Origin of the sequence: Stutzerimonas sp. FeSN7 (assembly GCF_030263795.1) — a bacterium.
Lineage (GTDB): Bacteria > Pseudomonadota > Gammaproteobacteria > Pseudomonadales > Pseudomonadaceae > Stutzerimonas > Stutzerimonas stutzeri.
This window is the reverse complement of the sequence record NZ_JARPMN010000001.1, coordinates 1,973,142-1,995,782: the sequence shown is the minus strand read 5'-3', so window position 1 is coordinate 1,995,782 and position 22,641 is coordinate 1,973,142. Positions and strand designations below refer to the sequence as shown.

Sequence of the window (22,641 nt, the reverse complement as noted above, 5' to 3'; positions counted from 1 at the left end):
GCAATCTTGTCGGCGTCGGTTCGGTCCAATGACCGTCCGCGCCGACAGGCGCTTCGCTGTGCCTTCCTGAATCCGTCCTTGGAGTTTTCATGAGTAAGAAAAAGCCCCACGCGCCACAGGTCATGACCCCTTCCAGGATTCGCGAGGGCCTGCCCTTCCCTCTCGGGGCGACCTGGGACGGCTTGGGCGTGAATTTCGCCATCTTTTCCGCACACGCCACCAAAGTGGAGCTGTGCCTGTTCGATGCCAGCGGTGAAACCGAGATCGAGCGCATCGAACTGCCCGAGTACACCGACGAGATCTGGCACGGCTACCTGCCCGACGCCCACCCCGGTCAGATCTATGGCTATCGCGTGCACGGGCCCTACGACCCGGAGAACGGTCATCGCTTCAACCCCAACAAGCTGCTGATCGACCCCTACGCCAAACAACTGGTGGGCGAGCTGAAATGGTCGGAAGCGCTGTTCGGCTACACCATCGGCCATCCCGACGGCGATCTCAGCTTCGACGAGCGCGACAGCGCACCTTTCGTGCCCAAGTGCAAAATCATCGACCCGGCCTTCACCTGGGGCCGCGACCATCCGGTGCAGGTGCCCTGGGACAAGACGATCATCTACGAGACCCATGTGCGCGGTTACACCATGCGCCACCCGTCTGTGGCCGACGATGTGCGTGGCACCTTTGCCGGCTTCAAGACGCCGGAAGTGATCGACTACATCCGCAAGCTCGGCGTCTCGTCCATCGAATTCCTGCCCATTCATGCCTTCGTCCAGGACCAGCACCTGCTGGAAAAGGGCATGACCAATTACTGGGGCTACAACAGCATCGCCTTCTTCGCGCCGCATCCGAAGTACCTGGCCAACGGCAAGATCAGCGAGTTCAAGGAGATGGTCGCGCACTTGCACAACGCCGACTTGGAGGTGATCCTCGACGTGGTCTACAACCACACGGCCGAAGGCAATGAGCTCGGCCCGACGTTGTCCATGCGCGGCATCGACAACGCCTCCTACTACCGTCTGATGCCGGACGACAAGCGCTACTACATCAACGATTCCGGCACCGGCAATACGCTGGACATGAGCCACCCCTGCGTACTGCAAATGGTCACCGATTCGCTGCGCTACTGGGCCACCGAGATGCACGTGGACGGCTTCCGCTTCGACCTGGCGACCATTCTCGGTCGCGAGCACTACGGCTTCGACGAGCGTCACGGCTTCCTCGTCGCCTGTCGCCAGGACCCGGTGCTGGCCAAGACCAAGCTGATCGCCGAACCCTGGGACTGCGGCCCCGGCGGCTATCAGGTCGGTGGCTTCCCGCCGGGCTGGGCCGAGTGGAACGACCAGTTCCGCGACACCGTGCGGTCGTTCTGGAAAGGGGATGACGGCCAGCTGGCCGACTTCGCCAGCCGCCTGACCGGCTCCGGCGACCTCTACAACCAGCGCGGGCGTCGGCCGTTCAGCTCGGTCAACTTCGTCACCGCCCACGACGGCTTCACCCTCAAGGACCTGGTGTCGTACAACCACAAGCACAACGAGGACAACGACGAGGACAACCGCGACGGCAGCGACAACAATCTGTCCTGGAACCACGGCGTGGAAGGCCACACCGACGATCCGGAGATCAACGAGCTGCGCTATCGGCAGATGCGCAACTTCCTCGCCACGCTGCTGTTCTCCCAGGGCACCCCGATGATCGTCGCCGGTGACGAGTTCGCCCGGACCCAGCACGGCAACAACAACGCCTATTGCCAGGACAGCGAGATCGGCTGGGTGAACTGGGACATCAGCGAGGACAGCTACGGCCTGCTGGGCTTCGCCCGCAAGCTGATCCGCCTGCGTCAGCGCTTCCCCATGCTGCGCCGCAGCCGTTTCCTGGTCGGCGCCTACAACGAGGAACTGGGGGTCAAGGATGTCACCTGGCTGGCGCCGAATGCCGAAGAGATGACCATCGAGCAGTGGGAAGATGCGCACAACCGCTGCATGGGCATGCTCCTCGACGGCCGTGCCCAGCCGACCGGCATCCGCCGCGCCGGTTCGGATGCGACGCTGCTGATCATCGTCAACTCGCACCACGACCTGGTGAATTTCACGCTGCCCGAGGTGCCCCAGGGCATCTACTGGAACCGCCTGATCGACACCAACCACCCCACCGCGCGGCCGGAACGTTTCGACTTCAACGACGAGTACGCCGTCACCGGCCGCTCGCTGTTGCTGCTGGAACTGATCAAGGCTGACGAGTGATGAAGCGCCCCGGACCTTGACGGGTTCGGGGCGGCGTCGCCTGGCCCGTCGCGTTCTGACGTTGTCGGCTGCCCACACCGCTGCGGCGTGGGCTCCCGCTTCGGGCCGGCCGAGGCGTCCCATCCGCATTTCTCGCGATGAAAAAATCCACCTGAAAAAACGACATGCGGCAGTGAACCTCGTCGCGTGACTCCAGTCCCAAAATCCAGCGCGGCCCCCTTAAACAACCAACGGATTCGTTCTGCTCGTCGCCGGCAGTCTTGTCTTTTCCGTGATGGATCACACGTCATGCTCTCTCTGCGACCGCTCATCTATCCCCTTCTGCTGCTGATCGGGCTGGCTCCGCTGGCTCCCAGCTTCGCCTCCAGCAAGCAAACGAAAGCAACCGACAAACCGGGCTCGGTACGGCTGCTCATCAACCGTGCCGGCAGCGGCAAGGCCATGGATGTCAGCAATACCCTGGAGGTACCGGTGGAGGTGACGCTGCGCCTGACGCGCATGGTCAACGTGGCGGGCGTCGGCAACGGCGTGATCCGCAAGACGGTGCCGGCCAACAGCCGGGTACGCGTCGCCACGCTGAGCAAGCGTCAGGCGGGCGGGCCGATCATGTTCAAGCACTCGTTCAGCTATGCGCTGATCTTCTCGCCGGAGCCGGATCAGCCTGGTGTCGTCGATGGCCCGGCCTACGCGCTGCCGTGGCAAGGAGGGCCGTTCCGGATCTCCCAGGGCGCCGGCGGCGACTTCAGTCACAACTCGCCGAGCGGCCGTTATGCGGTGGATATCGCGATGCCGGTGGGCACGCCCATCGTCGCGGCCCGCGCCGGGACCGTGGTGAAGGTTCGCGACGGCCAGGGCGGGCGGCTGCCCGACCCGGCCGGCAACCATGTGCGCATCGAGCACGACGACGGCACCCACAGCGCCTATCTGCACCTGAGCCGGGGCTCGGTGCGGGTCGAGCCGGGCCAGCGCGTGGAAGTCGGCACACTGCTCGGCAAGTCCGGCAATACGGGCCGCAGTACCGGCCCGCACCTGCATTTCGTGGTACAGAAGCCCTACGGCGCGGCGATGGTGTCGATCCCCTTCCGCTTCAACCAGCCGGTGGAATCGCTGCCCAACTTCGCGTTGAGCAGCCAGTGATGAACTAGAGCATGCGCTGCATGATGTCGTCGCGCTTCACCAGCCGGTGATACAGCGCAGCGCCGATATGCCCGATCACCAGCAGCACGGTCAGCCAGGCCAGCGGCGAGTGCAGACCACCGATCGAGGCCGCCCAGGCGATCTCAGGCCCCTTCTCCACCAGTTGCTGGCCGAACACCTTCAGACCGTACCCATTGCCGACCAGATAGAGCACGCCGGTGATCGGCATCGCCACCATGCAGGCATACAGCGCCAGGTGCCCAGCCTTGACCAGCCAGGCCGTGGCCGGGTCGTGCAGCGGCCGTCGGCTCAGCTGGCTGGCCGACCAGAAGATGCGCAGCAGCACCAGAACCAGCAGCACGGCCCCCAGGGAAACGTGCCAGGGCACCAGCGTCTGCCCGACCCAGTGCTCCCCCTCTTCGATGCGGTCACCCAGCTTGAGGAACTGCCAGACGATCAGCAGTGCCATCAGCCAGTGGAATACCCGCGAAACGGTGCCATAGCGGCTTCTGGAATCCAGCGCGCGGTTCTCGGCCGGCTGTGCGGCTGGCTCGGCACCGGTTTCGGTCTGCCAGGCGATGCCAAGCGGCTCGTCGCCGGCCATGCGCGCCAGGTGATCGGCGACCACTTTCTGCAACTGTTGCAGCTGTGCCCGATCGTTGGACTCCAATCTTGCGTCCAGCACGCCCTCGTTGGCGCGCAGGCTGCAGCGGCCGAGCGGCAGTTCGATGTCGCCGCCCTGCTCGTCCAGCTGCACGGGAAACTTGTGCCGCCAGTGATTGCACAGGCGCTTGATCAGGCGCGACGGATTGCTCGCCGTGATTCGGCTTTGTGATCGGTACATGGTGTTCCCCTCGATGAAATGTGCGCGTCAGCCAAAACGGTAGGCTGACAGCGTGGTGTGCATGACGCGGTCGCTGAAGACCTTGCGTCCGTTCGAATCACCCGCTGCGCCGGCAGCCACCAGCAGCGGGATCAGGTGTTCCTCGGCCCTCGGCGGATGACACAGGCGCGCCGCCGGAGCGTCTTCCCAGCGCTGCAGCGCCCGGTCTCGCTCGCCGGGCGGCAGTTCGACCGCAGCGGTGAGCCAATGATCGAATTCGTCCGAAATCGGAGCGAAACGCGGGTCGCCATAGCCGCGCATGTTGTGAAAGCTCATGCCGCTGCCGACGATCAGCACGCCCTCGCCGCGCAACGCCTGCAGCGCGCGACCGGCCTCGATGTGTGCCCGCGGGTCGAGGTCGCTGCGCAACGAGAGTTGCACCACCGGGATGTCCGCGTCCGGGAACATCAGCTTCAGCGGGATGAACATGCCGTGGTCGAAGCCACGCTGGGCATCCTCACGACCGCCAAGTGCCGCACCGTCGAGCAAGCCGGCGATTCGGCTGGCCAGTGCCGGATCGCCCGGTGCCGGATAGCGCAGTTCGTAGGTGTGCGGCGGAAAGCCGTGATAGTCGTAAATCAGCGTGGGGCGTGCGGCCGTGGTCACGCTGAAGGTCGGCTGCAGCCAGTGGCCGGAAACCAGGACGATGGCGGTCGGCCTCGCCGGCAGGGTCGCGGCGATGTCCTTTAGGAAGTCCGCCATGGCATTCCAGGCGGTTGGCGGGTTCCAGTCCATGAAGAAACAAGGGCCGGCACCGTGCGGTACGAACAGGGTCGGCATGGTCTGGCCGACGCCCGACGAGCTGAAAGAGGTCATCGCATGAACTCCCGGAACGGATATGCGGGCATCATGGCTTACACTCAGAGGTGCGAGAACCTGGCATTACAAGGCGACACCTTTTACTGATAGTGAGAAATACCATGCTCGATCGCATCACCGGCATGCGTGTGTTCGTTCGCGCTGCCAGCGCTGGAAGCCTGTCGGCAGCAGCGCGGCACCTGGACATGTCCCCGGCCATGGCCAGCAAGCACGTGGATGCGCTGGAACGCCGCCTGGGCGTCAAGCTCTTCCATCGCAGCACCCGCCGCCTGAGCCTGACCGAGGCAGGCGGCAACTACCTGGAGGCTTGCCAGCGCATCCTCCCGGAGATCGACGAGGCGGAAGCCAGCGTCGCCTCCCAGCGGGTGGAAGCCACCGGGCTGCTACGGATGAACGTGCCCCTGACCTTCGGCACGCAGTTCATCGCCCCGCTGATCCCCGAATTCAGCCGCCGCCATCCGGCGGTAAAGGTGGAGCTGGGCCTGACCGACAGTCAGGTCGACCTGCTCGATGGTGGCTGGGACATGGCCGTGCGCATCGGCCGACTCGAGGACAGTCCCTTGCAGGCCAGGCGTCTGGCAGATTGCCCGCTATTGGTGTGCGCCGCGCCGAGCTATCTGGACCAGCGGGGCGTACCGCGCAGTGTCGCTGACCTCGGTCAGCACAACTGCCTGGGCTACAGCCTTTCGGCGCTGGCGGGGGGCAAGCACTGGGCCTTCGGCGAGCACGCCGAGGTGCGCGTCGCCGTCAGCGGCGACCTGCTCGCCAACAACGGCGAGGCGCTGGTGGCGGCGGCCGTGGGCGGCCAGGGGGTGATCTATCAGCCGCAGTTCATCGTCGCCTCCGCCCTGCGCAGCGGCGAGCTGGTGGCGCTGGAGCTGGACCAGCCGTGCATGGGGCTGGGTGGCATTCATGTGGTCTACCCGCCTGACCGGCGGCCGCCGGCCAAGGTCCGGGTCATGATCGATTACCTGGTCGACGCCTTTGCCGGCGAGCTGCCCTGGAGCCTGCCGCCCGCCTGACCGCCCTTCCCGCCTTTCAGCCGGTCACCCTAGTCGTCCGCAGCAGCCTTACCCCCCTAGAAAGCGGCGAGCCCACGTCGCATCGAACTCGCCGCACCAGAAAAAGATGAACCGCCAACGCCGGGAAAAGTCGGAACAGATGTGCCCGGCGAATCCCGTCGTGCGCGCGAGTATTCCAGTACCCCGCGGAGCCTTCGATCCGAACATTCGCGCCGGTCTTCTTTCCCGCCGTGCAGCCTGCTCGTCCGCTCCGCCAGCATCCGTCCCGGTCCGCGAGCCGGGCCAATGGAGTGACCATGAAAGCTGTTGTCTACCACGCCGTTGGCGATATCCGTTTCGAAGACGTGCCGGAACCACGCATCCTGGCGCCCACCGATGCCATTGTGCGCATCACCGCATCGGCGATCTGCGGCACCGACCTGCACTTCGTGAGGGGCACCGTCAGCGGCATGCAGCCGGGCACCATTCTCGGCCACGAAGGTGTCGGCATCGTCGAAGCCCTGGGCGCCGATGTGCGCAACCTGCAGATCGGTGATCGGGTCGTCATCCCCTCCACCATCGCCTGCGGCAACTGTTCCTACTGCCGGGCGGGCTACTTCGCCCAGTGCGACGGTGCCAATCCCAACGGCAAGGAAGCCGGCACCTCCTTTTACGGCGGGCCGCAGACCACCGGCCCCTTTCATGGGTTGCAGGCCGAAAAGGCGCGGATTCCCTTCGCCAACATCGGCCTGGTGAAGCTGCCGCCGGAGATCAGCGATGACCAGGCGATCCTGTTGTCCGACATTTTTCCCACCGGCTACTTCGGCGCCGAGATGGCCGAGGTCGGTAGCGGCGACACCGTGGCGGTGTTCGGCTGCGGCCCGGTGGGCCAGTTCGCCATCGCCAGCGCAAAGCTGCTGGGCGCTGGCCGGGTGTTCGCCATCGACCGCCATGACGATCGTCTGCGCATGGCGCAGCGCCAGGGCGCGGAGGCGATCAACTTCGATCGCGAAGACCCCGTCGAGACGCTCAAGCGGCTCACCGGCGGTATCGGTGTGGACCGGGTGATCGATGCCGTGGGCGTGGATGCCGAACATGGATGCTGTGGCGCCGGGGCGACCGCCAGCTCGGCTCAGGGTCAGCTCTGGCAGCCCGGCGATGCTCCCTCCCAGGCGCTGGAATGGGCGGTGCAGAGCATCGCCAAGGCCGGCACGCTGTCGATCATAGGCGTCTACCCGCCAGATGCGATGACCTTCCCCATCGGCATGGCGATGAACAAGAACATCACCATCAACATGGGCAACTGCCACCACCGCAAGTACATCCCGCGGCTGATCGAGATGGTCCAGGCGCGGCGTATCGACCCGGCGAAGATCCTTACCCAGGTCAAGCCGATGACCGACGTGATCGCTGCCTTCGAAGCCTTCGACCGTCGCGAGAATGGCTGGATCAAGGTCGAACTGCAGCCTCAGCGCGGCGATACACAGGGCAGTGAGGAGCAGATTCTCGATGAGGCAGTGGCCGATACCTTCCCGGCCAGCGACCCGACTACAGTGCAGAATCCCAGGTAGCTCGCCCATGGCTGGCATCCATATCGGCATCTCGGGCTGGCGTTATGCGCCGTGGCGAGGCGACTTCTATCCCAAGGGGCTGACGCAGAAGAAGGAGCTGCGTTTCGCGTCCCGGGCGGTCGGCAGCATCGAGATCAACGGCTCGTTCTATTCGCTGCAAACGCCCGAACGCTATGCCGACTGGTACGCCGATACGCCGAAGGGCTTCGTCTTCAGCGTCAAGGGACCGCGCTACATCACCCATGTGCGCAGGCTGCGCGAGGTCGACGGGGCGCTGGCCAACTTCTTCGCCTCGGGCATCTTTCGGCTCAAGGAAAAGTTGGGGCCGATCCTCTGGCAGTTCCCACCGTCGTTCAAGTTCGATCCCGCGTTGTTCGAAGCCTTTCTGCGCCAGCTGCCCCACGACACCGAAGCGGCGCTGGCGATTGCCAGAGACTGCGAGCCACGCATGGAGGGCCGCAGCTACCTGTCCGTAGACCGCAAGCGGCGCATGCGCCACGCCGTGGAGATCCGCAACGCCAGCTTCGTCGATCCGGCATTCGTCGAGCTTCTGCGCAAGTACCAGGTAGCGCTGGTAGTGGCTGATACCGCCGGCAAATGGCCGCATCACGAAGACCTCACCAGCGACTTCGTCTACATCCGCCTGCATGGTGCCGAGGAGCTCTACACCAGTGGCTACACCGACGCCGCGCTGGATGAATGGCGCCGCCGGATCGAATCCTGGAACGCCGGCAGCCAGCCCGACGACGCACGGCTGATCAGCTCGAAGAAGCCGCGACGGCGAGCCTCGCGCCAGGTGTACTGCTACTTCGACAACGACGTGAAGGTCCGTGCGCCGTACGACGCACGCCAACTGCTGCATCGGCTCGGCCTGGATGAGCATCTGCAGGTCAGCCCCGGAAAACTGGAAGGAGCTATCGATTGACTCTGGATAAAGACCACCCGATCGCAAGCGCCGACCTCGACGCGCACATGGCTACGGCGGTCAATGCCGTCCGCATTCTCACGGTGAACACCCACAAGGGCTTCACCGCCTTCAATCGGCGATTCATCTTGCCGGAGCTGCGCGAAGCGGTCCGCAGCGTCTCGGCCGACGTCGTGTTCTTGCAGGAAGTGCTGGGTACGCACGAAAAGCACGCCTTGCGCTTTCATAACTGGCCGCAGACCCCGCAGTACGAATTTCTTGCCGACAGCATCTGGACCGATTTTGCCTACGGGCGCAATGCGGTCTATCCCGACGGCGACCATGGCAACGCCCTGCTCTCGAAATTTCCCATCATCCGCTACGAGAACCTCGACATCTCCATCGCCGGCCCCGAGCGTCGCGGCCTGCTGCACAGCGTGCTGCAGGTGCCGGGGCACGAGGAGTTCCATGCGATCTGCGTGCATCTGGGCCTGCGCGAATCGCATCGCCAGCAGCAGCTGGAACTGCTCTGCAACCTGCTCGACTCGCTGCCCGAGGGTGCGCCAGTGGTGGTCGCTGGTGACTTCAATGACTGGCGATTGAAGGCCACGCGCACGCTAGATCGCTGCGCCGGGCTGCACGAAGTCTTCGCCGTTTCCCAGGGCAAGGTCGCCAAGACATTCCCGGCGCGCTGGCCGATGCTGCGCCTGGATCGCATCTATGTGCGCAATGCCAGCAGTCACAAACCGCGAATACTCGGTAACAAACCCTGGACGCACTTGTCCGATCATCTGCCCCTGGCGGTGGAGATACACCTATGAGTTACCACTGGAGAGACGGTAATCGCCTTCAGTTGCTGGAAAATGGCGAAGAGTTCTTTCCCCGCGTGTTCGATGTCATCGCACAGGCCAAGAAAGAGGTCCTGCTGGAAACCTTCATCCTGTTTCAGGACAAGGTCGGTGCCGAGCTGCAGCAGGCGCTGATCGCCGCGGCGAACAATGGCGCCAGCGTCGACGTGACAGTCGACGGTTACGGCTCGGCCGATCTGCACGGCGAGTTCGTCAGCGCGATGACGCGGGTTGGCGTGCGCATTCACATGTTCGATCCGGGCAAGCGTTTGCTTGGCCGCCGACTGAACGTGTTCCGCCGCATGCACCGCAAGATCGTGGTGGTCGATGGCGAAGTCGCCTTCATCGGCGGGATCAACTTCTCGGCCGATCACCTGGCTGACTTCGGCCCGGCCGCCAAGCAGGACTACGCGCTGCAGGTCGAAGGCCCGGTGGTGCGGGATATCCATCATTTCGCCCTCAGCCAGATCGCGCCGAACAAACCGCCGCAGCATCGCTGGTGGCGACGCCGCGTGCGGCAGCAGACGCCCGGCTATGGCGGCGTCAGTCGCGGCGAAGCTCGAGCACTTTTCGTCACCCGCGACAATGACCAGCATCGCAATGACATCGAACAGCATTACCTGCAAGCGATTCGAGATGCTCGCTCCAGGTTGTTGATTGCAAACGCCTATTTCTTCCCCGGTTATCGCGTATTACGGGAGATCCGCAATGCCGCACGGCGTGGCGTGCGGGTGCGGCTGATCCTCCAGGGCGAACCGGACATGCCGATCGCCAAGTTCGGCGCGCGCATGCTCTACAACTACCTGATGCGTGACGGCGTGGAGATTCACGAATACTGCCGGCGCCCGCTGCATGGCAAGGTGGCGCTGGCCGACTATGAATGGTCGACGGTGGGTTCGAGCAATCTCGACCCGCTGAGCCTGTCGCTGAATCTGGAAGCCAACCTGATCATCCGCGACCACGTGTTCAACCGGCACCTGCACGAGCGGCTCGATCAGCTGCTGCAGACCGACTGCCGACGCATCCCGCTGGAACGGATCATCCGGGGCTTCTGGTGGCGCGCGCCGCTGGCATTTCTGATCTTCCATTTCCTGCGGCATTTCCCCGGTCTGGTGGACCTGTTCCCCAAACACAAGCCACGTCTGGAGCTGCTCGATGCAGATGCGCCTCCACTCGATAGCGTGCCCGCCCCCATACAGCGAGAACAACGATGAGCCACACGACCCACGGCGAGGCGAAAGGCGGCTGGCGTCGGCGCTGGCCATTGATCAAGAGGATTCTCACGTACGTCTTCTTCATCCTGGTCGCAGGGCTGTTGATCGGGCTGGCCCGCAACCTCGACTGGCAGGAGGTCTACAGCACCCTGCGCAACTACCGCGCCGAAACGCTGTGGATGGCAGGCGCGGCTGCGCTAGGCAGCTACGTCGTCTATTGCTTCTTCGACGTGCTCGGCAAGCGTTACGCGCGCCATGACCTGCCGTTGCGGCAGATCCTGCCGGTCACCTTTGTCTGTTATGCCTTCAACCTCAACCTCAGTGCCTGGGTCGGCGGCATCGCCCTGCGCTTTCGCCTGTACTCGCGCCTCGGCCTGCGCCCATCGCAGATCACCAGGGTATTCACCCTGAGCCTGCTCACCAACTGGCTGGGCTACATGTGGCTGGCCGGGTTGATCTTCGTCATGGGCTGGATCACGCCGCCAGCCAACTGGGAAATCGGCTTCACCGCGCTGCGCGTGCTAGGCGCCGGATTGTTGTTGGCGTGCGTCGTCTACCTTGGGCTCTGTGGCTTTTCCAAACGGCGTTCGTGGACCATTCGCGGTCACGAGATTCACCTGCCGTCACTGCGCCTGGCACTGATTCAGCTGGTCCTCGGCGCGGCGAACTGGTCACTGATGGCGCTGGTGGTGTACTTCATGCTGTCCAGGCAGGCGGCCTATCCCGAGGTGCTGGGCATTCTCATGATCAGCAGCATCGCCGGCGTGGTAACCCAAATTCCCGCGGGGCTCGGCGTGATCGAGGCCGTGTTCGTGGCCATGCTCGCCGACGAGATGAGCAAGGGAGCCATCGTCGCCGGGCTGATCGGCTATCGGGTGATCTACTTCCTGATCCCCCTGCTGTTCGCCACCCTTGTCTACGTGGTACTCGAGGCGCGGGCGAAGAAGCTGCGTAAAAGTAACCAGGGCGCAGAGCAGCCGACGGCTACCCAGGAGACGAGCTGAGACCTGGGTCGGCTGCAGCTCCCGCCCCCACAAGGGGCGACGCTGCAGCCTCGCCATCAGACCAGTCGGCAGCCCGCTCCACGACAGGGTTGATCGCGGCACTCGCTGGAGTGGTCTTGACCGTGACATCAGCGACTCAAGCAAACCCGCAAAGTGCATTGACCAGATGCCCCGCTTCCCCGCCCTCCAGTAAAAAAACGCCGCTCAGGTTGCCCCGAGCGGCGCTTGTCATCGCTGTAGCCTTCAGACCTGCGGTCGCATTACCAGCACGCCCAGTGGCGGCAGGGTCAGCGACAGCGAAACCTTCTCGCCGTGACTTTCCACCGGCTCGGCCAGCATGCCGCCGCCGTTGCCGGTGTTGGAACCGCCGTAGCATTCGGCGTCGCTGTTGAACACCTCCAGCCACCTGGCATCCACCGGCACACCGATGCGATAACCCTCGCGCACCACCGGCGTGAAGTTGCCGATTACCAGTAGCGGATGGCCGGTCGAACTCTTGCGCAGCCAGGCGAACACGCTGTTCGCCCTGTCGTCGCCGATCAGCCACTGGAAACCGCGGGGGTCACTGTCCAGTTCATGCAGCGCCGGCTCCTGGCTGTACAGCCGATTCAGATCGCGCACGAGGTTTTGCACGCCGCGGTGATCGGCTTCTTCGAGCAGGTGCCAATCCAGCTCGCGATCATGATTCCATTCACGCCACTGGCCGAACTCGCTGCCCATGAACAGCAGTTTCTTGCCGGGATGTGTCCACATGAACGACAGGTAGGCGCGCAGGTTGGCGAACTTCTGCCAGCGGTCGCCCGGCATCTTGTCGATCAGCGAGCCTTTGCCGTGCACCACCTCGTCATGGGAGATCGGCAGCACGAAATGCTCGGAATAGGCGTAGACCATGCCGAAGGTCAGCTTGTCGTGATGGTACTGCCGGTGGATCGGATCTTCCTGGATGTACTTGAGCGTGTCGTGCATCCAGCCCATGTTCCACTTGTAGGAAAAGCCCAGCCCACCTTCGCTGGTCGGCTTGCTGACGCCGGGAAAGGCGGTGGACTCCTCGGCGATCACCAGCGCGCCGGGGGTCTCGGTGGCCACCACATCGTTCAGGTGACGAAGGAAATCGATCGCCTCCAGGTTCTCGCGCCCGCCATGGCGGTTGGGAATCCATTCGCCATCCTTGCGCGAATAATCCCGGTAGAGCATCGAGGCCACTGCGTCGACGCGTAGCGCATCGACGTGGAACTCACGCAGCCAATGCAGCGCCGAGGCCAGCATGAAGCCGTGCACCTCGGTACGGCCGAGGTTGTAGATGTAGGTGTCCCAGTCCTGATGGAAGCCCTCGAACGGGTGCGCGTATTCGTACAGCGCGGTGCCGTCGAACTCGCCGAGGCCATGGGCGTCGGTCGGGAAATGCGCCGGCACCCAGTCGAGGATCACGCCGATACCCGCGTTGTGGCAGGCGTCGACGAACTCGGCGAAGTCGTGGGCGTTACCGTAGCGCGCACTGGGGGCGAACTGCGAGAGCAACTGGTAACCCCAGGAGCCGCCGAACGGGTGCTCCATGATCGGCATCAGCTCGATATGGGTGAAGCCCATGTCCACCACGTAAGGGATCAGCCGCTCGGCCAGCTCGTGCCAGTTGTACATTCGCCCGTCGTCGCCACCCTCGCGTCGCCACGACCCGGCATGCAGCTCGTAGATGCTCATCGGCGCCTCGAGGGACTGGCGCGCGGACCGCTGTTGCAGCCAGGCCTGGTCCTTCCACTGATAGTCCAGTGGCCGGGCGATGACCGATGCGGTTCCCGGCGGATGCTCGGTGGCGAGTGCGACGGGATCAGCCTTCAGCGGCAGGATGCCGTTGGGGCCGAGAATCTCGTACTTGTAGGTATCGCCGGGCTGCAGGCGCGGAATGAACAGCTCCCATACGCCGGACGGAAAGCGCAGCCGCATCGGGTGTCGGCGTCCGTCCCAGCCATTGAAGCTGCCGACTACCGAGACCCGCCGCGCATTGGGTGCCCAGACGGCGAAACGCACACCCTGCACGCCGTCGACCTCGATCACCTGGGAACCGAACACCCGACCGATCTGCCGATGGTTGCCCTCGGAGAACAGATGCATGTCCAGTTCGCCCAGCTGTGGACCGAAGCTGTACGGGTCTTCGGTGATCTGCTCACCACCGGCCCAGCGAATGCGCAGCAGGTAAGGTTGCTGGTGAGTCAGACGGGCGACGAAGAAGCCGGGCACCTGGCCCTGCTCCATCACCGTCAGCAATTGCTGGTTGCGGTCCAGCACTTCCGCGCCCAATGCGTTGGGCAGGTAGGCGCGCACCACCATTGCTTCGCCATCGGGGTGCGGCCCGAGAATGGAGAACGGGTTGCCATGCTCGGCTCGCACCAGAGCATCTACATCGGCGTCACTAGGCATCAGGGTTTCCCCTGGCATGGTCAGGGCCGGGCGATCAGTCATTGGAATCTCCATCGAAAAGCTGTTGTGCCAGGGCCATCAGCCCCTGTAGCGGGACGGGCAACCAGGTCGGACGGTTCTCCGCTTCGTAAACGATCTCGTACGCGCATTTCTCCAGGCTGAACAGTAGCAGTGCAGCATTCGCGCCATCCTGCTCCTGCCAGGCATGTGGCAGCTCCCGGGTGGCGTCGCGGTACGCATCGAGGAAGGCTTGTTGTGCGCTGCGCTGGTAGCTCGCGGCAATGCGCTGGCGAGCCTGATCGGCCTCCGGCGTGCTGTCGCTGACCTGTGCACCACGAATGGTCATGGCCGCGGCGTATTCGAACGAGCGCAGCAGGCCTGAGACATCCTTGAACGGGCTGTGTTTCGCTCGCCGTTCGTCTAGCGAACGGGCCGGCTCGCCCTCGAAGTCGATGAAATACGCATCGCCCTGCACCACCAAAACCTGCCCGAGGTGCAGGTCGCCATGCACGCGGGTGCGCACGCCCCCCACCGTTCTAGCTGCCAGACGTTTCACTTGTGCGAGCAGCTGATCGCGGCGCTGGAGCAGCTGCCCCACCGCGGCGGCATCCCTGCGCTCGAGAGTGGAACGGTGTTCGTCGATCCGCTGCAGTGCCTGCTCGAGCTGGGCGCTGATGCTCTGCGCCCACTGCTCGACGTTCGCCGGGCTGGTGATTTCGTAGGCAAATGCGGCATCGTCGGTGTCCGCTGCCAGGGCCATGTGCATCTCGCCCAGACGCTGCCCGAGCAGCCGGTTGAAGGCCTGCAACTCGTCGAGGGCACTGAACTGGTTCTCGTGCATCGATACACCGCCGGCGATTTCGTCGCGTACCGCGCGGTCGAGGTTGTTCAGCGTCCATTCCCAGGCGTCGCCCTGACTGTCGAGGAAATGCTGGATCACCATCAGCGCCACTGGCTCGCCCTGCTTGTTGATCCGGCTGACCTGGCCGAGCATGCCGGAAATGTGGGCGAAACCACCGGCGGTGAGAAAACCGCCCATTTCCAGCTCGGGATGGATACCCGCCGCGACGCGACGCAGCAGCTTGATCATCACCTTGTTGTCGATGATCGCTGAACTGTTGGATTGCTCGGCGGAGATGAAGCGTACCTCCGGGTGCTCCGGCAACTGCAGCTCGTCCAGCTGCGGCATCGGTACGAAGCGGATCTCGCCATCGTTGCAGGGCAGCACCAGCTCGTCGCGCAGTCCCTGGATGACCGCTGCGCTGAACTGTTCCAGCGCGAAGGCATCGGTCATGAGTCCGACCTGTGGCCCACGGCGCACGCGGGCCAGCGCCAGCTGTTGCGGCAGTGCGGTGCCAAAGTCCGCCTCGTCGAGGAAGCCCAGCGGCAACTGATAGAGATCGCTGCGCCCGGCCGACTCGACACAGAGTTCGCTCAAAAGCACCGGCCGGTTGGGATCGCCGAACGGCACGCAGTAGTTGATGCGAATCGCCTCGATCGCCACGTCCTTTGCAGCGAACCAGCGACGCTTGGGCAAGTAGGCGGGTAACGACTCGGTCTCCAGAATGCGCCGGTTGCCGCTGGTGAGCGTGTCCAGGCGCTTGAGCACCAGGGTCCGGAAGTCCGGCATGGTGTCCACCGGTTCCTGGTGCCAGCTCGGCATCTGATTGGTGGGCGCCAACAGGAACCAGTAGAAGCCGTAAGGCGGCAGGGTCAGCAGGTACGGCAGCTGGCCGATGGGCGGGAAGGCACTGCCGCCGACCATCTCCACCGGCACCATGCCGGCGTATTGCGACATTTCCAGCTCCACCGCCTGGGCCGAACGCGAAACGTTGGCGACGCAGAAGATGATCTCGGTTTCGCCATTCGGCCCGGTGAATTCGCGCAGATAGGCCAGGATGCGCCGGTTGCTCGGCGCCAGCATCTTCAGCGTGCCGCGGCCGAAGGCCTTGAACTGCTTGCGGATGGTGAGCATCCGCCGTGTCCAGTTCAGCAGCGAATGCGGGTCGCGCTGCTGCGCCTCCACGTTGATGGTGTAGTAGCCGTAGAGCGGGTCCATCACCGGCGGCAGCACCAGATTCGGCGGGTCGGCACGGGAGAAACCGCCGTTGCGGTCCACCGACCACTGCATGGGCGTGCGCACACCGTCGCGATCGCCGAGGAAGATGTTGTCGCCCATGCCGATCTCGTCACCGTAGTAGATCACCGGCGTGCCCGGCATGGAGAGCAGCAGGCTGTTGAGCAGTTCGATGCGGCGACGGTCGCGCTCCAGCAACGGGGCCAGACGCCGACGGATGCCGAGGTTGATGCGTGCCCGCTTGTCCGAGGCGTAGTAGTTCCACAGATAGTCACGCTCGCGATCAGTGACCATTTCCAGGGTCAGCTCATCGTGGTTGCGCAGGAAGATCGCCCACTGACAGTTGTCCGGGATGTCCGGCGTCTGCCGCAGGATGTCGGTGATCGGAAAGCGGTCTTCCTGGGCGATGGCCATGTACATGCGCGGCATCAGCGGGAAGTGGAACGCCATGTGGCATTCGTCGCCAGGGCCGCCGTCTTCGCCGCCGAAATACAGCTGGGTATCCTCCGGCCACTGGTTGGCCTCGGCCAGCAACATGCGATCGGGATAGTTGGCGTCGATCTCGGCGCGGATGGCCTTGAGCACCGCGTGGGTCTCGGGCAGGTTTTCGTTGTTGGTGCCGTCACGCTCGACCAGGTAGGGAATCGCGTCCAGCCGCAGGCCGTCGATGCCCATGTCCAGCCAGAAGCGCATGACGGCCAGTACCGCCTTCATCACCTGCGGGTTGTCGAAATTCAGATCCGGCTGGTGGGAATAGAAGCGGTGCCAGAAGTACTGCTTGGCCACCGGGTCCCAGGTCCAGTTGGATTTCTCGGTGTCGAGAAAGATGATCCGCGTGCCCTGGTATTTGTCGTCGGTGTCGGACCAGACGTAGAAATTGCGCGCCGCCGAGCCCTTCTTCGCCTTGCGCGCCCGCTGAAACCAGGGGTGCTGGTCCGAGGTGTGGTTGATGACCAGCTCGGTGATCACCCGCAGCCCGCGCTTGTGCGCTTCGGCAATGAAGCGCCGTGCATCGGCCATGTTGCCGTACTCGGGATGCACGCCGCGGTAGTCGGCAATGTCGTAGCCATCGTCGCGCCGCGGCGAGGGATAGAACGGCAGCAGCCAGATGGTGTTCACGCCCAGGTCGGCGATGTAATCCAGCTTCTCGATCAGCCCGACGAAGTCACCAACGCCGTCATTGTTGGAATCGTAGAAGGATTTCAGGTGCACCTGGTACACCACCGCGTCCTTGTACCAGAGCGGATCCTTGATGAATGCGGCCGGTTTGCGCGGTTTTGCCATGTTGTTCATTCCTGTCGCAATGAAGGGCCGCGGTCGTTCGCAGCCCGGGCAACGACGAAACTGCAGCTGGAACCAACATCAACAAATCAATGCAACATGCTGATTTTGTACAGACTCCAGCCACATCCGAGAAACTACTTGAGGTCGGGGTCCGGCCGCTGGGCAGTCAGGCGCCAGATTCCGAATGGCAGATGCCACGGTTCGATACGCATCCACTGGGTCTTGCCGTACCAGGTCCAGCGATGCCCGTTCATCAGGTCCTCGCCTTGGGTATGCGCGTCGTCCGGCAGGCCGAGCTCCCACAACGGCAGTTCGAAATGCGCTTCCTGCGCGTTGTGCGGGTCGAGGCTGATGGCCACCAGGATGAAGTTGGACAGGTCCGGCGAGCGCTTGCCGAAGTAGAGGATGTTGTCGTTCCACGCCAGGTAGGGCTTGAAACCCAGGTGCGTCTGCAGCGCCGGGTTCTGCCGGCGGATGCGGTTGAGCTGGGCGATCTCGGCCACGATGTTGCCCGGCGCCTGATAGTTGCGTGGCCGGATCTGATACTTCTCCGAATCCAGGTACTCCTCCTTCCCCGGAATCGCCGCCGACTCGCACAGCTCGAAGCCCGAGTACATGCCCCACAGCCCCGAGCCCATGGTTGCCAGTGCCGCGCGGATCAGAAAACCGGCACGACCGGAGTCCTGCAGGAAGAACGGGTTGATGTCCGGTGTATTGACGAAGAAGTTCGGCCGGTAGCAGTCGCGCAGCGGCGGCTCGTTCAGCTCGCTGAAGTACTCGGAAAGCTCCGCCTTGGTGTTGCGCCAGGTGAAATAGGTATAGCTCTGGCTGAAGCCGACCTTGCCGAGGCGCGCCATCATGCCCGGGCGGGTGAAGGCCTCGGAGAGGAACATCACGTCGCGGTCGCGCTCGCGGATATCGGCGATCAGCCACTCCCAGAACGGCAACGGCTTGGTGTGTGGGTTGTCGACGCGAAAGATCTTCACGCCCTGCTCCACCCAGTGCCAGACCACGTCACGTAGCGCGATCCAGAGGTCGGGCATGGCGTCCTCGGCGTAGAAGTCGACGTTGACGATGTCCTGGTATTTCTTCGGTGGGTTCTCGGCGTACTTGATGGTGCCGTCCGGGCGCCAGGAGAACCAGCCCGGATGCTCCTTGAGCCAGGGGTGGTCCTGGGAGCACTGGATGGCGAAGTCCAGAGCGATCTCCAGGCCGTGCTCGCGGGCCGCGGCCACCAGTTCGCGGAAATCGTCCAGCGTGCCGAGCTGCGGGTGGATGGCGTCGTGACCACCCTCTTCGCTGCCGATGGCATAGGGGCTGCCCGGGTCGTTCGGGCCGGCTTGCAGGCTGTTGTTCGGACCCTTGCGGTGCTGGCGCCCGATGGGGTGGATCGGCGGGAAGTACAGCACGTCGAAGCCCATGTCGCGGATCGCTGGCAGACGCTTGTGCACGTCGCGGAAGGTACCGTGTCGATTGGGGTCATCGGTCTCCGAGCGCGGGAACAGCTCGTACCAGCTGGCGAACTGGGCCAGCGGACGTTCGACATCCAGCGGATAGACCGGGCTGCGACTGCAGTGCTCGCGCGGGTCGGCCGCGGCCATGGCTGCAGCGGTTTCCGCCGCCAGCAACAGCGACACGCGTTCGTCTTCCAGGTGCGCCGAGCCCAGCCGGTGCAGCAGGTCGTCGAGGATCGCGCGGTTCTCGCCCTGGGCGCGCGCTACGGCCTTCTCCAGCAGCAGCCGGCCCTCTTCCAGCTCCAGCTGAACCGGCACGCCGGCGGTGTGCTTCTTCGACAGCTCGTAGCGATAGCTTTCGAACACGTCCCACCAGGCCTCGATGACGAACTCGTGTTCGGCCACCTGGGTCGGGGTGAACTGGCCTTGCCAGTTGTCGTTGCCGAGCAGCTTCAATCGCGCGCGGCGCCAGTTGCTCTCGCCTTTCTCGCGCCAACAGACGGCGGCGGCCAGCTGGTCGTGCCCATCGGCGAAGATCCGGCTGGTCACCATCACCGGCTGGCCGATGATCGCCTTGGCGGCAAAGCGACCGTCATCCACCACCGGCAAGGTGGATTCGATGGCGATGCGCGGCATCTGCAAGGCTTGTTCGAGTCGAGGGTGAATCGTCGCGTTGGGCTGTGCATCGCTCATCGAACGGGCTCCTGAGGCGCAAGGGTTCGGATTGCCCGAGCCGCCTCTGGATGCGTCATCGTGCGGTTCGGGTGCCGACCCGCGGATGGCGGTTTTTGTCGGCTCTATCTTCCGAGCCGAGGGGCTGGGGAAAGTTCAGCGTTTTCCGGCCGCCAGGCAGCCCGTCCGGCGGCCGGTCGGCCGGCCCGCAGGAGCGATTGCAGCCGGCTGTCGCCGGGCGCTGGAGAGCCGACGTCTGGCCGGAACCGCTGCCCTGTGGCGCCCATCAATGAAGAACGTTCAGCACTGTCGCAAACCCCAGAAAAGGAGGAGGACGACCATGACGCATGCACGCCCCGATGTGCCACAGCCCGACCCGATCGTGCACGACCAGCCGGGCGACGTGCCGCAGGTACCCTGCGCCGACGAGCTGGACGAGCACAAACCCGGCTCCCCCTATGGCAACCAGACAGTGGTGGATGCCGATAGCGCGCAGCCGGCCTGAGCGCTACTCGCCAAAGACCAGCAGGGGGTTGTAGCCGCTTCTGGCATAGACGCCCTCGTCGGCCAGCATCAGGTCCAGCGGCAGGCTGGCAAGATCGTCGGCGACCGGGTCAGCGCGGCCCTGCAGTTGCCGCAGCACGATCTTCAGGTAGCTTTCGCAGGCGCCGCAGGCTTCCGCCTGTACCGGCAGGAATGGCTCGCCCTGCTCATCGTCCAGCCCCAGATAGAGCAGCTGCCCACCCGTCTCGCAGTTGCTGCACTTGACCCGCTCCAGGTGCCATTCCGTTGCACACAGCGCGCAGTGCAGGAAGCGCACGCCGCTGCGATACGGTTCGTTGTGCACCACGCTCGCTACGGGCGGCGAGCCACAGCACGGGCACAAGGCCCGCGCCTCGGCCAGCGGTTGCGCTGGCGGACGTGGCAAGGCCGCCGCCAGGCGCACCCAGGCCACCTGCAGCGCGGCTGCCACCAGCGGCATCAGCCCGCGGATATCGGCGCTGCCGGCGCGCTGTTCCAGTACATCCTCGGCGATCGCCTGCAGTGCATCGGCATTCGCGTCACGCAGGGCTTGCAGCAGCGGTCTCTGCCGCTCACCGACGTGCAGCGCCAGCGCATCGAGGATCGAGCGCAGATCACCCTGCCAGTCCAGATCGCGGCGCAACGCACGAAAGCCCAGCGGCGGCATGCGATGCTCCAAAGCCTGATCGAAGGCATCCGGCGCCGGACGCCAGGACGGTTCGCGCCCACTCAGGACCTGATGCTGGGCCTGCGCCAGGCGCGCCATGAAGTCGAGAAACTCGTCCAGCGCCGGCACCATGACCATCAGCTCGCGCAGCCGCAGCGCACGGCGGCTGAACAACTGGTCGTCCGGCAGGACTACCTGCGGCGGTTCCATGATGGTGGTGGGTGCGCTGCCGAATTCGTGGCTCGCGGGGCCGCGTTTTCCTTTCATGCTCGATTCCCTTGTTGGTCAGTCATGTTCGGGTTCTGGACGCCGCGGCATCGCCGGGCTCGCGATGGGGCAAGGCCGTCTCGTCGCCACGTTTCTCGCCGGCCATGACCTCGTCGTACCAGAGCTTGTGGTGATGCCGGGCCCAGGCCGGGCTGACCCGGCCCTGGGTCATCGCGCGGATCGAACCCTTGACCCAGATGGCCGAGTAGACGTGGATGATCAGCGTGAGGATGGCGACGAAGGCCGTCAGCGCGTGGATCAATGCCGCCCAGCGCAGCGCCCAGATCGGCATTTCACTGGCCACCCAGGGCCGCCAGAGCACCACACCGGTTACCAGCAGCACTGGTACCGTGGCCAGGAACACCCAGTACACCAGCTTCTGCCCGGCGTTGTTCTGCCCCACCGGCGGAAGGCGCTCGTCCCGGTTGGACAACATGTCGCCGATCTGCCGCGCCCATTGCACGTCGTAGCGGCGGAACAGATTGGCGCGAAAGAAACGCACCGCCTGGATCAGGAAGAACAGCGTCATGAACACACCGATGTACGGGTGCACGATGCGCGTCGGCTCCGGCCCGCCGAACAGCGCGGTGAGGCCGAAGAACGCCGGGTAGAACAGCGCCAGTCCGCTCAGGGTGAGCAGCACGAAACAGATCGCGACGATCCAGTGATTGGCCCGCGCCCAGGGGCCATAGCGCAGGATGCCCTTGCGTACGTTGGAATGACTCATGGCCGCCGCTCCTCGTCACGCAGATCCTGTTCACGGTCCGCCGCGGCGTTTTCCGCCTCGGGGTCGTCCTCCGGTTCTTCCTTCGGTCCCTTGGTCATGTAGTGGAAGAAGCCGGCCAGCACCGAGACGCCCAGTACCGCGGACATGATCGGCTTGGTCACGCCCTTCCACAGCTCCACCGTCGGGCTGATATGCGGGTCCTTCGGCAGGCCGCTGTAGATCTCCGGCTTGTCGGCATGCTGCAGCACGTAGACCACATGGGTGCCGCCGACGCCGGCCGGGTCGTAGATGCCGGCGTTCTCGAAGCCACGCTCCTTGAGCTTCTCGACCCGATGCGCGCCGTAGTCGAGCATCTGCTCCTTGGTGCCGAACTGGATCGAGCCGGTCGGGCAGCTCTTCACGCAGGCCGGCTCCAGACCGTGATAGACGCGGTCGGAGCAGAGCGTGCACTTGTAGGCCTTGTTGTCCTTCTTCGAGATCCGCGGAATGTCGAACGGACAACCGGCCACGCAGTAGCCGCAGCCGATGCAGTGCTCGGAGTTGAAGTCGACGATACCGTTAGCGTACTGCACGATGGCGCCGGGCGACGGGCAGGCCTTCAGGCAGCCCGGCTCGGCGCAGTGCATGCAGTTGTCCTTGCGGATCAGCCACTCCAGGTCGCCCTCCTCGTTCTCGTACTCGGAAAAGCGCATGACCTCGAACGACGACGGGGTCAGGTCCTGCGGGGCATTGTAGGTGCCGTCGCATTCGCCGACCTCGTCGCGCAGGTCGTTCCATTCCATGCACGCCACCTGGCAGGCCTTGCAGCCGATGCACACCGACACGTCGATCAGCTTGGTCACCTTCTCCACGCCGCCGGAGCGGATCTGCGGCGAAGGCTCGGTGGTCGCCGAACGCGCGATGATGTTCTGCAGGTTGATCTGGTCACCTCGCAT

17 protein-coding genes are annotated in these 22,641 nt (G+C 64.4%); 9 read left to right on the top strand and 8 right to left on the bottom strand.

Annotation, left to right across the window (positions count from 1 at the left end; all coding sequences use genetic code 11):
• Positions 1-89: 89 nt before the first annotated feature.
• Positions 90-2,240: a glycogen debranching protein GlgX gene (gene glgX / locus P5703_RS09230; protein ID WP_285586266.1), complete on the top strand. Its 2,151-nt coding sequence runs from the start codon at positions 90-92 to the stop codon at positions 2,238-2,240.
• Between the two features lie 288 nt (positions 2,241-2,528).
• The gene (locus tag P5703_RS09225) at positions 2,529-3,377 is read left to right on the top strand and encodes a M23 family metallopeptidase (protein WP_061373613.1); all 849 of its coding nucleotides are present in this window, start codon (positions 2,529-2,531) and stop codon (positions 3,375-3,377) included.
• A 4-nt stretch (positions 3,378-3,381) separates the two neighbouring features.
• On the opposite strand, the gene P5703_RS09220 is transcribed toward P5703_RS09225, so the two are convergent.
• Together P5703_RS09220 and P5703_RS09215 are read right to left on the bottom strand one after the other, a co-directional pair.
• Positions 3,382-4,221 carry a DUF2218 domain-containing protein gene (locus P5703_RS09220; protein WP_048329147.1) on the bottom strand — a complete coding sequence of 280 codons (840 nt, stop codon included), beginning with the start codon at positions 4,219-4,221 and terminating at the stop codon, positions 3,382-3,384.
• A gap of 27 nt (positions 4,222-4,248) precedes the next feature.
• Positions 4,249-5,076 (bottom strand): DODA-type extradiol aromatic ring-opening family dioxygenase, encoded by an 828-nt coding sequence (locus P5703_RS09215; protein WP_106443191.1) that lies wholly within the window; start codon positions 5,074-5,076, stop codon positions 4,249-4,251.
• A 104-nt stretch (positions 5,077-5,180) separates the two neighbouring features.
• Here P5703_RS09215 and P5703_RS09210 point away from each other — a divergent pair, with 104 nt between their 5' ends.
• From P5703_RS09210 to P5703_RS09185, 6 genes are all read left to right on the top strand, one after another.
• Complete coding sequence (locus P5703_RS09210) at positions 5,181-6,101, top strand: LysR family transcriptional regulator (RefSeq protein WP_068505963.1); 921 nt, start codon at positions 5,181-5,183, stop codon at positions 6,099-6,101.
• Positions 6,102-6,397: 296 nt separating this feature from the next.
• Positions 6,398-7,651 carry a zinc-dependent alcohol dehydrogenase gene (locus P5703_RS09205; RefSeq protein WP_279642682.1) on the top strand — a complete coding sequence of 418 codons (1,254 nt, stop codon included), beginning with the start codon at positions 6,398-6,400 and terminating at the stop codon, positions 7,649-7,651.
• A 7-nt stretch (positions 7,652-7,658) separates the two neighbouring features.
• The gene (locus P5703_RS09200; RefSeq protein WP_200629871.1) at positions 7,659-8,576 is read left to right on the top strand and encodes a DUF72 domain-containing protein; all 918 of its coding nucleotides are present in this window, start codon (positions 7,659-7,661) and stop codon (positions 8,574-8,576) included.
• Entirely contained in the window at positions 8,573-9,376 is an 804-nt protein-coding gene (locus tag P5703_RS09195; protein ID WP_063542259.1) for an endonuclease/exonuclease/phosphatase family protein, read from the top strand. The genes P5703_RS09200 and P5703_RS09195 overlap by 4 nt, the downstream gene beginning before the upstream one ends.
• Positions 9,373-10,617, top strand: a complete 1,245-nt coding sequence (gene clsB, locus P5703_RS09190; RefSeq protein WP_200629870.1) for a cardiolipin synthase ClsB — start codon at positions 9,373-9,375, stop codon at positions 10,615-10,617. The genes P5703_RS09195 and clsB overlap by 4 nt, the downstream gene beginning before the upstream one ends.
• Positions 10,614-11,621, top strand: coding sequence for a lysylphosphatidylglycerol synthase transmembrane domain-containing protein (locus P5703_RS09185; RefSeq protein WP_200629869.1), 1,008 nt, complete (start codon positions 10,614-10,616; stop codon positions 11,619-11,621). The genes clsB and P5703_RS09185 overlap by 4 nt, the downstream gene beginning before the upstream one ends.
• Before the next feature lie 243 nt (positions 11,622-11,864).
• Here P5703_RS09185 and glgB read toward each other — a convergent pair whose 3' ends face one another.
• From glgB to P5703_RS09170, 3 genes are all read right to left on the bottom strand, one after another.
• Positions 11,865-14,078, bottom strand: a complete 2,214-nt coding sequence (glgB, locus tag P5703_RS09180; RefSeq protein ID WP_285586244.1) for a 1,4-alpha-glucan branching protein GlgB — start codon at positions 14,076-14,078, stop codon at positions 11,865-11,867.
• Complete coding sequence (gene treS, locus P5703_RS09175) at positions 14,071-17,397, bottom strand: maltose alpha-D-glucosyltransferase (RefSeq protein WP_285586241.1); 3,327 nt, start codon at positions 17,395-17,397, stop codon at positions 14,071-14,073. Before treS ends, glgB begins: the two co-directional genes overlap by 8 nt.
• Positions 17,398-17,531: 134 nt before the next feature.
• A complete protein-coding gene (locus tag P5703_RS09170; protein WP_011913286.1) occupies positions 17,532-19,544 on the bottom strand; it encodes an alpha-1,4-glucan--maltose-1-phosphate maltosyltransferase in 2,013 nt (670 codons plus the stop codon).
• A gap of 319 nt (positions 19,545-19,863) precedes the next feature.
• Between P5703_RS09170 and P5703_RS09165 the strand changes: the two genes are divergently transcribed.
• A complete protein-coding gene (locus tag P5703_RS09165; RefSeq protein ID WP_013982827.1) occupies positions 19,864-20,028 on the top strand; it encodes a hypothetical protein in 165 nt (54 codons plus the stop codon).
• A 3-nt stretch (positions 20,029-20,031) separates the two neighbouring features.
• Here the strand turns inward: P5703_RS09165 and fdhE are convergent, their stop codons facing one another.
• The 3 genes from fdhE to fdxH are packed head-to-tail and all read right to left on the bottom strand — an operon-like array spanning position 20,032 to position 22,641.
• A complete protein-coding gene (gene fdhE / locus P5703_RS09160) occupies positions 20,032-20,979 on the bottom strand; it encodes a formate dehydrogenase accessory protein FdhE (RefSeq protein WP_011913288.1) in 948 nt (315 codons plus the stop codon).
• A 22-nt stretch (positions 20,980-21,001) separates the two neighbouring features.
• Positions 21,002-21,706, bottom strand: coding sequence for a formate dehydrogenase subunit gamma (locus tag P5703_RS09155; RefSeq protein ID WP_017244541.1), 705 nt, complete (start codon positions 21,704-21,706; stop codon positions 21,002-21,004).
• Entirely contained in the window at positions 21,703-22,641 is a 939-nt protein-coding gene (gene fdxH / locus P5703_RS09150) for a formate dehydrogenase subunit beta (RefSeq protein WP_014596733.1), read from the bottom strand. Before fdxH ends, P5703_RS09155 begins: the two co-directional genes overlap by 4 nt.

Coding starts and splice junctions, on each gene's coding strand:
- fdhE (WP_011913288.1), bottom strand. CDS start 20,979: ATGAAAGGAAAACGCGGCCCCGCGAGCCACGAATTCGGCAGCGCACCC.
- glgX (WP_285586266.1), top strand. CDS start 90: ATGAGTAAGAAAAAGCCCCACGCGCCACAGGTCATGACCCCTTCCAGG.
- P5703_RS09225 (WP_061373613.1), top strand. CDS start 2,529: ATGCTCTCTCTGCGACCGCTCATCTATCCCCTTCTGCTGCTGATCGGG.
- P5703_RS09220 (WP_048329147.1), bottom strand. CDS start 4,221: ATGTACCGATCACAAAGCCGAATCACGGCGAGCAATCCGTCGCGCCTG.
- P5703_RS09205 (WP_279642682.1), top strand. CDS start 6,398: ATGAAAGCTGTTGTCTACCACGCCGTTGGCGATATCCGTTTCGAAGAC.
- glgB (WP_285586244.1), bottom strand. CDS start 14,078: ATGACTGATCGCCCGGCCCTGACCATGCCAGGGGAAACCCTGATGCCT.
- P5703_RS09185 (WP_200629869.1), top strand. CDS start 10,614: ATGAGCCACACGACCCACGGCGAGGCGAAAGGCGGCTGGCGTCGGCGC.
- P5703_RS09210 (WP_068505963.1), top strand. CDS start 5,181: ATGCTCGATCGCATCACCGGCATGCGTGTGTTCGTTCGCGCTGCCAGC.
- P5703_RS09155 (WP_017244541.1), bottom strand. CDS start 21,706: ATGAGTCATTCCAACGTACGCAAGGGCATCCTGCGCTATGGCCCCTGG.
- P5703_RS09165 (WP_013982827.1), top strand. CDS start 19,864: ATGACGCATGCACGCCCCGATGTGCCACAGCCCGACCCGATCGTGCAC.
- clsB (WP_200629870.1), top strand. CDS start 9,373: ATGAGTTACCACTGGAGAGACGGTAATCGCCTTCAGTTGCTGGAAAAT.
- fdxH (WP_014596733.1), bottom strand. CDS start 22,641: ATGCGAGGTGACCAGATCAACCTGCAGAACATCATCGCGCGTTCGGCG.
- P5703_RS09170 (WP_011913286.1), bottom strand. CDS start 19,544: ATGAGCGATGCACAGCCCAACGCGACGATTCACCCTCGACTCGAACAA.
- P5703_RS09200 (WP_200629871.1), top strand. CDS start 7,659: ATGGCTGGCATCCATATCGGCATCTCGGGCTGGCGTTATGCGCCGTGG.
- treS (WP_285586241.1), bottom strand. CDS start 17,397: ATGGCAAAACCGCGCAAACCGGCCGCATTCATCAAGGATCCGCTCTGG.
- P5703_RS09215 (WP_106443191.1), bottom strand. CDS start 5,076: ATGACCTCTTTCAGCTCGTCGGGCGTCGGCCAGACCATGCCGACCCTG.